An 11,776-nucleotide genomic window follows, 5' to 3' on the forward strand; every position below is an offset into this window, starting at 1 on the left:
GTAATATCGTTACTCAAAAGCAGAAAAATCGAGTGATTGCAGGGCTGAAGAAGACACGCCCACAAAAGCAAATAATGCTGGAAGATGCTCAGCAAAACGCTGAAAACCGTGATCGCCGCCCTGTTCAATATGCACAGAGCAACCCTCATAGTACTGTTCAGCTAAACAGTAGTTTAACGTTTCATCACCAGTTTGCAACCACACACAAAAGCGTTCGGCATCATTCGGTGGTGCAACTTCCAATGCAGCAAGGGTCTGTAAATGCGAGTCAGTGAGCAGCCAACGCTCACCAGTATAGAGGTTTTCTTGCTCAGCTAAAAAGCCATCAAATAAGTGTTGTGGACGTACGGCAGGATTAATCAGCAAGGCTTTTAAATGATGCTGTTGCGCCAAGTAGGTGGCGTAATAGCCGCCCAGTGAACTGCCGATTAATACCGGTTCTTGCAGTTGCGCAATCAGCTCTTGTAACTGCGCAATCGCCCGCTCGGGATGATGATGCAGCGCAGGAATCTGCAACTGCTCTGCAGGCAAAGCCACTTGCAACCAAGCTCTGCGCAATTGCTGCGCTTTTAAAGACGCAGGCGAGCTATTAAAACCATGAATATAAACAACACTGGGACTCTTACGCATACGTAACCACAGACTCAAAACAGCCGATTAGAATACCATTATGCCTGCATTGCTGCTCGATCTGTAACAGCAAAGCAGGCCGATACTACGCGGCAGTTCATAGATATCTCAATAACCTTCACCACTGTAATCAATGTCAAAATTAATATTTTCTACGCGTGATATGCCTGTGTGCAATTGTCCATCATCGTATAAATGCAACCAACGGTAGCCAGGCGCTTTATCATCCAGAGCAAAGTCATCACTGTACGGGGTAAACTGCATACAAGTCGAGGGCGCCGCCAACCAGCGCACAGCATGCTGTTGCTGATCGAACTCTTGATGCACATGCCCACAAATAACGGCTTTGACATTAGGGTAGCGATTGATAATCGACAACATATCGACAGCATTCTGTAAGCCAATTTTATCCATCCACACACTATCAATCGGCACAGGATGATGATGTAAGCCAACCAGAATATGCCGATCTCCGGCACTAGCCAAGGCCTGCTCCAAAAGCTCAAGCTGATCTGGCGCCAACTGGCCGTAGACGTGCTGGGCCACAGACGAATCCAGCAAGACGATACGCCAAGCGCCGATATCATAAACAGGTTCAAGCCGCTGGGTGTCTGCACACACCTGCTGCAGCGCTAAGCGCTCATCATGATTACCGGCAAACCAGCGCATCGGCGCACCAAGACTGCCAGCCATTTCAGCAAAACGTTGATACGAAGCGATCGAGCCATCTTGTGAAATATCACCGGTACATAATAATAAATCAATTTGCGGCTGCTCGGTCGCCACCTGTTTTATCACCTGCTGTAAACTATGGTTTGTATCCATGCCCGATAAGCGGCTCTGCAAATCGGCAAACAGATGGCTGTCGGTCAACTGCACAACCGCGGCATAGGGAATTGTTTGCAATACATCCATCAACCAGTCCACTCAACATAAAATTAAACCTGTGCAAGTATGCGTACAGTTCGCATCTGGAGCAAATCCAATCCCCGCACTTAGGTTAAGCTTAGACCAAAACAGTTTGCTTGCATAAAATCTAAAAACAATGCCTATACTGAGAGCCGATTGCGTCCTACTGGAGAGTCGCCATGAGCCGTCCAAGAAAACTCGACCACCCTCTTTTCTTGTTGCTGACTGAGGAAAAAATCGACAGTTTTAATAGCCAGAAAGCAGACTATGTCAGCTCTGGGCTTTTAAACTTTCAAGGCGCGGACTTACGCGGTTTAAATTTGCGCGGACTGGATGCTGCGGGCATTGATTTTAGAGACGCTTACTTTCGCAGTTGCGACCTGCGTGGCATTGATTTTAGAGAGGCTCAGCTGGAGGGCGCGAGCATGAATCGCGCAAAAATATCAGGTTGCTATTTTGCCAACAATTTAAGCGCTGAAGAAATTGTGATGTCCTTAACCACTGGAACTCGGATGCGCTGCAATACACAATAAGCGCGACCCCTGCTTTTTTGAGCGCAGACTGCTATTATTCGCGTTTTATGCAGGCAGTTTATCCCATGCTTGAAAGACTCTTTCAGTTGCAGGCCAACAACACCACTTTCCGTACCGAAGTTTTGGCAGGTATTACCACCTTCCTGACCATGGCCTACATCCTCTTCGTTAACCCCAATATGCTGGCAGAAATCGGCATGGATCATGGTGCGGTATTTGTCGCCACTTGCTTAGCTGCGGCCATTGGCTCGGCCATCATGGGCCTGCTCGCCAACTACCCGATCGCCCTAGCCCCCGGCATGGGCCTGAATGCCTTCTTTACCTATACCGTAGTGGGCACCATGGGTTACTCATGGCAAGTCGCGTTGGGTGCGGTATTTATCTCCGGCTTCTTATTTTTCGCGATGTCGATTTTTAAAATCCGTGAGTGGATTATTAATAGCATTCCAATCCCGTTACGCTCAGCGATTAGTGCCGGTATTGGTTTATTTCTCGCATTAATTGCGTTAAAAAATGCGGGGATAGTGGTCGGTAATGCTGACACTTTGGTGGCCTTAGGTGATTTAGCGCAACCGGCGCCCATCTTCGCTGCACTGGGCTTTGCCGTGATTGTCGCGTTGGCTTATCGACAAGTCACTGGCGCAGTCATGATTGGTATCCTCCTAGTGACCAGTTTATCGATTGGCCTAGGGTTTTCCAGGATGGACGGTTTTGTCAGTATGCCGCCAAGTATGCTACCGACGTTGCTGCAACTGGATATCGCCGGTGCGTTTGATATTGGTTTAGTCAGTGTGATTTTTGCTTTTTTGTTTGTTGATTTATTCGATACCTCTGGCACGCTTATTGGTGTGGCGCAACGCGCCAACCTGATTGATAAAGACGGTAATATGCCACGTCTCGGTCGCGCTTTATTAGCAGATAGCACCGCCACTATGGCCGGGGCTTGTATGGGCACCTCGACCACCACCAGTTTTGTTGAGTCTGCCGCAGGCATCGCCGTTGGTGGTCGTACCGGATTGACGGCCTGCGTCGTGGCTGGGTTATTTCTACTGAGTTTATTCTTTGCGCCCTTAGCCTCAGCGATTCCTGCTTACGCCACCGCGCCTGCGTTGTTCTTTGTCGCAGTTTTGATGACCAGTGGTCTGGCCACCATCGATTGGGATGATCTCACCGTTGCTGCACCTGTGGTAGTCGCTGCATTAGCTATGCCTCTTACATTTTCTATTGCCAACGGCATCGCCTTTGGTTTTATCAGCTGGACTGCGATTAAACTGCTCAGCGGACGCTGGAAAGACCTCAATAGCGCCATGTGGATTTTATCCATTCTCTTTATCATTAAACTGGGTTTCTTTGCCTGATGCCACATACCGACGACTCTTCTGCCGCTTATTTAGCGCAACTGAACGCCAAGCAAGCACGCTTACACAACTTACTCAGCGAGTTTAATGCGCCAGCGCCGCAGGTGTTTGCCTCGGCTGAGCAACACTATCGCTTACGCGCAGAGTTCCGTTTATGGCGTGAGGACGGCTTGCGTCACTACGCGATGTTTGCACCGGGTGATAATCGCACGCCTATTTTCGTCGAAGACTTTCCGATTGCCAGTGAGCGAATCAATCAACTGATGCCGCGTTTAAAAAGCGCTTGGAGTAACAATACCGCGATCTCGGAACGATTGTTTCAGGTGGAATTTTTAACCACATTATCCGGCGAGGCGTTAATCACCCTCTGCTATCACCGCCCGCTGGATGATGTTTGGCAAGCCGCTGCTGAGCAGTTGGCTGCAGAACTTAATGTCAGTATTATTGGCCGCTCACGTGGCAAACGTAACGTTATTGGTCGCGATTATGTGGTCGAAAAGCTCAAGGTGGCCGATCGCGTCTTTAGCTACCGTCAGCCTGAAGGAGCCTTTACTCAGCCCAACGGCGCAGTCAATACGCACATGCTAAATTGGGCGTATAACGCACTGGGCGAGCAAACAGATGATCTGCTGGAGCTGTACTGTGGCAACGGCAACTTCACTCTGCCTCTGTCGACGCGGGTGCGCAAAGTATTAGCCACTGAAATCAGTAAAAGCTCAGTCAACGCGGCATTAGCGAACTTGGCTGACAATCAGATTGATAATATCGAGTTGGTGCGTTTGTCTGCAGAAGAGCTGACCCAAGCCTTAAATGCTGTACGTGAGTTTCGCCGCTTGGCCAACATTGATTTAGACAGCTATCAGTTTGGCACAGTATTTGTCGATCCACCGCGTGCAGGTATGGACAGTGATACCTGTGAATTGGTGCGGCGTTTCCCGCGGATTCTGTATATTTCCTGTAACCCAGAGACCTTGGCCGAGAATATCCGCCAACTCAGCGATACTCACCGCATTACACAAACAGCTCTGTTTGACCAGTTCCCGTGGACCGAGCACATGGAAAGTGGTGTGCTGCTGGAACGTAAATAGTTCTATTGCTCTGCGGCAGTGATATGGCTAAGCCTGAAAAACAAAAAACGGCACAAAAGCCGTTTTTTGTTTGCCACAGCATTAACTGAGGATATTAAAAATTATAGCCTACAGATAATACTGTAACGCGCTCAGCCGCCGGATAATAATACGGGCCAGCAAAAGGACTCAAACCTGCATGGCTATCGTACTTTTTACCCGTTAGGTTATTAACACGTAACTTAGTTACGACATGCTTATATTCATACTTAAGAGCAGCATTGAAAACTGTAAAGCCACCTTCTTTCTCTTGCTCGTGCTTATCATCACTCGACAAATAACGTGGGCCTGTGTAGTTCGCCTCTAACTGCGCAGTCATACGCTCAAAAACCGTATAATTAACTTGAGCGCTGGCCATATGTTTTGAAACCCAAGCCACCTCTTTATCTTTAAAGCTGCCCGCACGGTATCGTGCATCAGTTAACGTATACTGAGCGCTGACAGACAAGTCATCGATAATCTGTCTATTGGCTTCTAACATAAATCCCTGGCGACGGGTTTTATCAAGGTTGATGTTCGCACCCTTGCCATTCCACGAATTAATATTATTTATTTCAGAGTCGTACATTAATTCATCATCAAGATCGAGACGGAACGCACTCAGCTGATAACTCTGCAACGCATCTTTCCACTCAACACCTGTCTCCCAAGACGTACCGAGTTGCGGCTTAAGAAAGTCCACGCTAGGTAGCGTAAATCCGTTCTCATCGACGTTAGCCCAACGCAGAACATCTTCACGCTTCACGAAGCTACGCACGTGCTCGCTAATCTGCCAAGACACGCCGATACTCGTGCTTTCTTCGCGATCATTATGCTTGCTCGAGTTTTTGAAATCTTCTTTAACCTGACTGGTTCTGTAACCCAAACTAACCGTGACGTCGTCACCTAAGCCTTGACTCATACTGGTATACCAGTCGCGACGGACTTGATCATACTTAGAGCCCCACGCTTGATAATCACTTTCTATTTGGTCATAGCCGAGCAACACTTCAGACAAACCTAAGCCAGAGTCAAATCTCGCGGTCAGCCTTGGATTAAAACTATCGGTACGTATCGACTGTTTATTTCTGCCATACGAATAAAAAAGCCCATCTTGATCTGTATTGGAATAGTCAAAATTAAAATTAAAAATATCATTAATTTTTTGCTCTAACGCAAAGCGATGAACCTGCGTCTTAGTGTCATTCCAGTCACTGCTATTGGCTTGTTTTCTATTCTGATCTTTCTGAGCAGCTGATAGCGTGCCTGGGTATTTCAGTTCATCATCAATCGTACTGTACTCATATAATGCCCATCCATTTTCATGATCAAATCTTAATCGTGAAAAAACATTATCGTAGTTTGATTCATTATGTTTACGATAGTTATCAGAGCTATTTGACTCGCCACTCATATACGCGGAGAAACCCGCCCCTAGGTGTGCAAATAGGTTACCTCGATACGCCTCGGTATCTTGCGATCCTCGCGAAACCTCGATATATGCTGAATTCTGTAAAGGTTGACGGGTGATAATATTAATGACACCACCAACCGCTTGATCGCCATACAACACAGTACCGGCACCACGAATAATCTCAATACGCTCAATATTTGACAAAGGAACGCTATTGAAATCTGCCCCACCCATAAACGGCTGATTTAGAGCACGGCCATCAACTAATAACAGCGTGTTATTAACAGAGTTCTCACCAAAGCCACGCAAACTAAACGTAGCACGACTGCCATTACCAATGGTGTCATGCACTTGAATACCGGCTTTGCCACGTAAAACATCTAATAAATTAGTAGCAACACTCTTTTCTATATCGTTACGCGTAATGACTTGTACGCTTGCAGGCACAGGACTGCTCAAGCGGGTCGCTCGCGTGACAACCGAAGGTTCTAGTTCATAAGGTTCTGTTTCAGCAGCATACAAATTTGCGGCAGGTAATAACGCTACGGCAAGCGCGAGGCGGGACAATTTCATTTAGATTAAATCCTCAAAAATAAAAACAAACTTTTGAGGAGGGCAGGAACAAGCGCACAAAACGAGCACGGCACTTGACGGTGCCGCCCTCCGCAACACCCGTCGAAATCCATAAGGCAGGTCTACGGGCTAACGAATGCATCTGTTCACCTTCCCAGCTTAAGAGCCAGTGGTCATTGAACAAACGTGCGGAGAAAACGCGTCGTTTACCGTTGCGGGGGCAGCGTAAGTAGGCTTATGCCTCTTAACTTCCCTTTTCAGGCTGGCATAACCAGCGCACCTTACAGAATCAAAGTGCGCGCACAATAAACGCACCGATGCTGCAGGTCAAGTTTAGGAAAATATAAGGCAGACAATTATTACGCTAAAAGTTTCAAATTAGAGCGGATTAAGCTAAGCGCTGTTGCACTGCATACAGAATACCGTCGACATCTAAACCACACTCAGCCAACATTTGCGCGGGCTGTCCATGCTCGACATATAAATCAGGCAAACCGAGCTGCAGTAAGGGTACAGCAAGTTGTGCGGCCGCCAAAAACTCGCCCACTGCGCTGCCCGCGCCACCCATCACCGCATTTTCTTCAAGCGTGACAAACAATCTATGCTCTGCAGCTAAACGCTGAATCAGCGCCTCATCCAGCGGTTTGACGAAACGCATGTCCACCACTGTCGCATCCAATTGCTCAGCAGCCTCTAAAGCCGCTGCCAACTGCACACCAAACACCAAAAATGCGACACCTTGTCCTTGACGACGCACAATACCTTTACCCACTGGCACAGCCTCTAAACTGGCACTGATCTCAGCGTTAGGCCCCGTACCGCGCGGGTAACGCACTGCTGCTGGACCAACATGGTGATAGCCGGTATTGAGCAGCAGACGTAATTCGTTTTCATCGCTGGGCGTCATCACCAGCATATTCGGAATACAGCGCAGATAAGACAGATCAAAACTTCCCGCATGAGTCGGGCCATCTTCACCGACTAAACCGGCACGATCCACGGCAAACAACACATCCAGATTCTGCACCGCTACATCATGAATCAACTGATCATACGCACGCTGCAAAAACGTTGAGTAAATCGCGACCACTGGTTTCGCACCTTCACACGCCATTCCTGCCGCTAATGTCACCGCATGCTGCTCAGCAATCGCCACATCAAAATAACGCTTTGGATACTGCTCACTGAAAGCAATCATATCCGAGCCTTCTTTCATAGCTGGAGTAATACCGAGCAAACGCTCATCCTGCGCGGCCATATCACACAGCCATTGCCCAAATACAGCAGAGTAACGCGGGCCTGCTGGCTGACTGGGAGCAGAGGCTTTTTTCGTCATCGCGTGATAAACAATTGGGCTTTGTTCTGCGGGTGCAAAACCCTTACCTTTTTTGGTCACCACATGTAAAAACTGCGGCCCTTCTAGCTCACGCATATTGCGTAACGTGGTCAACAGCGTCGGCAAATCATGGCCATCAATCGGACCAATATAATTCCAGCCTAATTCTTCAAACATAATGCCCGGTGCAAACATACCCTTGGCATGCTCTTCGGTTTTGCGCGCAATTTCCCACGCACCTGGTAGGCGCGACAGAATTTTCTTACTGCCCTCACGCATCGTCGAATACGTACGACTGGTGAGAATCTTCGCCAAATGATTGGATAAACCGCCAACATTATTGGAGATCGACATATCGTTATCATTCAGGATAACCAACATATCGGCACCGGTTTCTGGCGCATGATTCAATGCTTCAAAGGCCATTCCCGCCGTCATGGCACCATCGCCAATCACTGCCACGCTTTTACGCTTGCTGCCTTGCAACTTCGAGGCAATCGCCATCCCCAAGGCAGCACTGATCGAGGTGCTTGAATGTCCCACACCAAAGGTATCGTATTGACTTTCACAACGGCGTGGAAATGCAGCGAGGCCATCTTTCTGGCGCATACTCAGCATCTGTTCACGTCGACCCGTGAGGATTTTATGCGGGTAGGCCTGATGGCCGACATCCCACACGACACGGTCATCCGGCGTATCAAACACATAGTGCAACGCCACGGTCAGCTCAATCACCCCTAAGCCTGCAGCAAAATGTCCGCCGGTTTGGCCCACACTCCACAAGAGAAATAAACGCAACTCATCGGCTAAGGTAACCAGCTCAGTTTCAGACAACAGACGCAACTCTGTCGGCGTCAGGGCACGGTCTAGCAATGGCGTAATAGGGCGCTCAGCAGGGATTTCATGAAAAGTTTTAGGCATTGAAATGTCGTGTTAATTCATCAAGAGGGTGAAGTTTACCCCAAAGTAAACAAAGTCCACAGCGCTGCACTGCGCATTCGAGAATTTAGTCGCTTTTATCCGCTTTTAATCTGCTTTTTAATAAGCGCTTGCCTGCCAAACAACACAACTCTGTTAAAGTATTGTTGAGTGGCAAGTCACGCTAAAAACTCTGATTGCTAACAGGTCATACCATGATTGCAAGCATGTTATTAAATGAAACCTTTCTACTATGGGGTTGGCTATTGTATGGCCCGCTGCTGCTTTATGCTATCTGGCGCGCACCCTGGGTTGAGCTGTTTAGCGACAGCCGCCGCCAACACCTCGTATTTGGCACTGTTCTGGTACTTTGCGCGCTATGGTTATTGCGTCGCGACTTTCCTAGCGGCTTATCTTTTCACTTTATCGGCATGACCGCCGTAACCTTGCTACTGGATTGGCCATTAGCACTGTTGGCCGGCTTTATTGCACAACTGGCCTTACTGGCACTGGGCAAACAAGAGTTGAGCGCCTTAGGAGTCAATGGCCTGTTACTGATTATCCTACCGGTTTTTATTGCTCACTGCTGTGCTAAAGCGATTGAACGTTTGCGGCCTGAAAACTTATTTATGTACATCTTTTTTTCTGGCTTCTTCCCAGCAGCACTGACCGCTGCACTGTGCGTTGTGAGCGGCACACTGCTGCTCTGGAGCAGTGGTATTTATCAATTCTCACCCGAGCTTGAAGATTTTTTCGGCATGCTGCTACTGGTGGCTTTTCCTGAAGCCTTTATTAACGGTATGGCCGTCACTGCATTTGTCGTGTTTAAACCAGAATGGTTAGAAACTTTTAATTACAGCCGCTACTTACAAGCACCTTGGAAAGATGATTCTGAGCAATAGATTTGCAGTCAGAGCGGTGTATTTTTGTTAACCTAATTAGCTATTTATCAAACATAGGAGTGGGCAATGAAACTTTTGGTTACCGGCGGCGCTGGTTTTATTGGTTCCGCGGTGATTCGTCATATTATTCAGCACAGCCAAGATTCAGTAGTGAATGTGGACAAACTCACCTACGCCGGCAACCTTGAATCGCTCATCGAAATTAGTGACAGCCCACGTTATAGCTTTGCTCAAGTGGATATCTGTGACCGTGTAGCATTAGATCAAGTCTTTGCTGAGCACCAGCCCGACGTGGTGATGCACCTAGCAGCAGAGTCGCACGTTGATCGCTCCATTGATGGTCCCGCAGAGTTTATTCAAACGAATATTGTCGGGACCTACCAATTACTCGAAGCAGCTCGCGCTTATTGGAATACGCTGGATAGCCAAGGTAAACAAGCGTTCCGCTTTCACCATATCAGTACTGATGAAGTCTACGGCGACCTACCGCACCCAAGCGATAATGTCGACTTACATGACGCCTGCGACCCTGTCGATCTGCCATTATTTACCGAAGAAACATCCTACGCTCCAAGCTCTCCCTATAGCGCCAGCAAAGCCAGCTCCGATCATCTCGTGCGGGCATGGCAACGCACCTATGGTTTGCCAGTACTGATCACTAATTGCTCAAACAATTACGGTCCGTATCACTTTCCGGAAAAGCTGATTCCACTGGTGATTCTTAATGCTTTAGAAGCTCAACCTTTACCGATTTACGGTAGCGGTGATCAAATCCGTGACTGGCTGTATGTTGAAGACCACGCTCGCGCGCTCTATAAGGTGATTTGCGAGGGACAAGTCGGTGAAACCTACAATATCGGCGGGCATAATGAAAAACAAAATATTGATGTGGTGCGCACCATCTGTAGCGTACTCGATGAGTTAGCGCCCGCTGCTGCGCGCAATCTTAAAACCGCTGAAGGACGACCACTAATTAGCTACAACAGCTTGCTAACGCATGTTGCAGATCGACCAGGGCACGACCGTCGCTATGCGATTGATGCGAGCAAAATTCAACGTGAATTAGGCTGGTCACCTGCCGAAACCTTTGAGTCGGGCTTAAGAAAAACCGTACAGTGGTATTTAGATAATCAAGCATGGTGCCAGCGCGTTCAAGATGGCAGCTACCAACGTGAACGCTTAGGAGCACAAAAATGACGTCACATTCGACAAAAGGTATTATTTTAGCGGGTGGCTCCGGCTCACGTTTACATCCTATTACTCTTGGGGTCTCTAAACAGCTGCTACCCATTTACGATAAACCTATGATTTACTACCCACTGTCAGTATTGATGCTGGCCGGTATTCGTGAAATTTTAATTATTTCCACTCCCGAAGATTTGCCTAACTTTAAAAAGCTGTTAGGTGACGGTAGCCAGTTTGGTATTCAATTGAGTTATGCCGAACAGCCCACTCCCGACGGCTTAGCGCAGGCCTTTATCATTGGCGAAGACTTTATTGCTGACAGCAATGTGTGCCTGATTCTCGGCGACAATATTTTTTATGGTTATGGTTTTACCGGCATGCTCAAACACGCCGCTCAGCAGCGCACGGGGGCAACAGTGTTTGGTTACCATGTCACCGATCCTGAACGTTTTGGTGTGGTCGAGTTCTCTACCAGTGGACAAGCGCTGTCCATTGAAGAAAAGCCCACTGCGCCAAAATCAAATTATGCCGTAACCGGTCTATACTTTTACGACAATGATGTGATTGCAATGGCTAAGCAGGTACAACCTTCAGCCCGTGGCGAACTGGAGATCACTGACATCAACAACGCCTACTTACAGCGTGGGGATTTACAGGTTGCCGTACTCGGCCGCGGTTTTGCTTGGCTCGATACGGGAACCCATGACTCGCTCATGGAAGCAGGCCACTACGTACAAACCATTGAAACCCGTCAAGGTTTAAAGGTGGCCTGTCTTGAAGAAATTGCCTACCGTAATGGCTGGCTCACCAATCAAAAGCTACGCGAATGCGGTGAAGCCCTGAGCAAAACGGGCTACGGTCAATACCTATTGCGCTTAGCCAATGAAACACACACTGCGCACAATTAACCAA

At 48.1% G+C, this 11,776-nt stretch carries 10 protein-coding genes and 1 riboswitch; of the genes, 6 read left to right on the plus strand and 4 right to left on the minus strand.

Annotation, left to right across the window (positions count from 1 at the left end; translation table 11 throughout):
* Positions 1 to 9: 9 nt before the first annotated feature.
* Together JYJ62_RS04750 and cpdA are read right to left on the minus strand one after the other, a co-directional pair.
* Positions 10 to 630, minus strand: a complete 621-nt coding sequence (locus JYJ62_RS04750; protein WP_205341053.1) for a YqiA/YcfP family alpha/beta fold hydrolase — start codon at positions 628 to 630, stop codon at positions 10 to 12.
* Positions 631 to 738: 108 nt separating this feature from the next.
* Positions 739 to 1,545 (minus strand): 3',5'-cyclic-AMP phosphodiesterase, encoded by an 807-nt coding sequence (gene cpdA / locus JYJ62_RS04755; RefSeq protein WP_205341054.1) that lies wholly within the window; start codon positions 1,543 to 1,545, stop codon positions 739 to 741.
* A gap of 173 nt (positions 1,546 to 1,718) precedes the next feature.
* Between cpdA and JYJ62_RS04760 the strand changes: the two genes are divergently transcribed.
* From JYJ62_RS04760 to trmA, 3 genes are all read left to right on the plus strand, one after another.
* A complete protein-coding gene (locus JYJ62_RS04760) occupies positions 1,719 to 2,072 on the plus strand; it encodes a pentapeptide repeat-containing protein (protein WP_205341055.1) in 354 nt (117 codons plus the stop codon).
* Between the two features lie 65 nt (positions 2,073 to 2,137).
* On the plus strand, positions 2,138 to 3,430 hold the full coding sequence (locus JYJ62_RS04765) for an NCS2 family permease (protein ID WP_205341056.1): 1,293 nt from the start codon (positions 2,138 to 2,140) through the stop codon (positions 3,428 to 3,430).
* The gene (gene trmA / locus JYJ62_RS04770) at positions 3,430 to 4,518 is read left to right on the plus strand and encodes a tRNA (uridine(54)-C5)-methyltransferase TrmA (protein ID WP_205341057.1); all 1,089 of its coding nucleotides are present in this window, start codon (positions 3,430 to 3,432) and stop codon (positions 4,516 to 4,518) included. The genes JYJ62_RS04765 and trmA overlap by 1 nt, the downstream gene beginning before the upstream one ends.
* A gap of 94 nt (positions 4,519 to 4,612) precedes the next feature.
* Here the strand turns inward: trmA and JYJ62_RS04775 are convergent, their stop codons facing one another.
* Positions 4,613 to 6,523 carry a TonB-dependent receptor gene (locus tag JYJ62_RS04775; RefSeq protein WP_205341058.1) on the minus strand — a complete coding sequence of 637 codons (1,911 nt, stop codon included), beginning with the start codon at positions 6,521 to 6,523 and terminating at the stop codon, positions 4,613 to 4,615.
* Between the two features lie 97 nt (positions 6,524 to 6,620).
* Positions 6,621 to 6,822, minus strand: a riboswitch (cobalamin riboswitch).
* 89 nt (positions 6,823 to 6,911) lie between these two features.
* Positions 6,912 to 8,780, minus strand: coding sequence for a 1-deoxy-D-xylulose-5-phosphate synthase (gene dxs / locus JYJ62_RS04780; protein WP_205341059.1), 1,869 nt, complete (start codon positions 8,778 to 8,780; stop codon positions 6,912 to 6,914).
* Between the two features lie 212 nt (positions 8,781 to 8,992).
* On the opposite strand from dxs, the gene JYJ62_RS04785 reads away from it, so the two are divergent.
* The 3 genes from JYJ62_RS04785 (at position 8,993) to rfbA (ending at position 11,772) form a co-directional block, all read left to right on the plus strand.
* The gene (locus tag JYJ62_RS04785) at positions 8,993 to 9,679 is read left to right on the plus strand and encodes an energy-coupling factor ABC transporter permease (protein WP_205341060.1); all 687 of its coding nucleotides are present in this window, start codon (positions 8,993 to 8,995) and stop codon (positions 9,677 to 9,679) included.
* A gap of 66 nt (positions 9,680 to 9,745) precedes the next feature.
* Positions 9,746 to 10,876 (plus strand): dTDP-glucose 4,6-dehydratase, encoded by a 1,131-nt coding sequence (rfbB, locus tag JYJ62_RS04790; RefSeq protein WP_205341061.1) that lies wholly within the window; start codon positions 9,746 to 9,748, stop codon positions 10,874 to 10,876.
* Positions 10,873 to 11,772: a glucose-1-phosphate thymidylyltransferase RfbA gene (rfbA, locus tag JYJ62_RS04795; protein WP_205341062.1), complete on the plus strand. Its 900-nt coding sequence runs from the start codon at positions 10,873 to 10,875 to the stop codon at positions 11,770 to 11,772. The genes rfbB and rfbA overlap by 4 nt, the downstream gene beginning before the upstream one ends.
* Positions 11,773 to 11,776: the final 4 nt, after the last annotated feature.

It is taken from the genome of Denitrificimonas caeni, from assembly GCF_905120345.1.
Taxonomy (GTDB): Bacteria; Pseudomonadota; Gammaproteobacteria; order Pseudomonadales; family Pseudomonadaceae; genus Denitrificimonas; species Denitrificimonas caeni_A.

Bases quoted from the DNA above. Each gene is read 5' to 3' on its own strand.
- JYJ62_RS04750 (WP_205341053.1), bottom strand. From the start codon at position 630: ATGCGTAAGAGTCCCAGTGTTGTTTATATTCATGGTTTTAATAGCTCG.
- cpdA (WP_205341054.1), bottom strand. From the start codon at position 1,545: ATGGATGTATTGCAAACAATTCCCTATGCCGCGGTTGTGCAGTTGACC.
- JYJ62_RS04760 (WP_205341055.1), top strand. From the start codon at position 1,719: ATGAGCCGTCCAAGAAAACTCGACCACCCTCTTTTCTTGTTGCTGACT.
- JYJ62_RS04765 (WP_205341056.1), top strand. From the start codon at position 2,138: ATGCTTGAAAGACTCTTTCAGTTGCAGGCCAACAACACCACTTTCCGT.
- trmA (WP_205341057.1), top strand. From the start codon at position 3,430: ATGCCACATACCGACGACTCTTCTGCCGCTTATTTAGCGCAACTGAAC.
- JYJ62_RS04775 (WP_205341058.1), bottom strand. From the start codon at position 6,523: ATGAAATTGTCCCGCCTCGCGCTTGCCGTAGCGTTATTACCTGCCGCA.
- dxs (WP_205341059.1), bottom strand. From the start codon at position 8,780: ATGCCTAAAACTTTTCATGAAATCCCTGCTGAGCGCCCTATTACGCCA.
- JYJ62_RS04785 (WP_205341060.1), top strand. From the start codon at position 8,993: ATGATTGCAAGCATGTTATTAAATGAAACCTTTCTACTATGGGGTTGG.
- rfbB (WP_205341061.1), top strand. From the start codon at position 9,746: ATGAAACTTTTGGTTACCGGCGGCGCTGGTTTTATTGGTTCCGCGGTG.
- rfbA (WP_205341062.1), top strand. From the start codon at position 10,873: ATGACGTCACATTCGACAAAAGGTATTATTTTAGCGGGTGGCTCCGGC.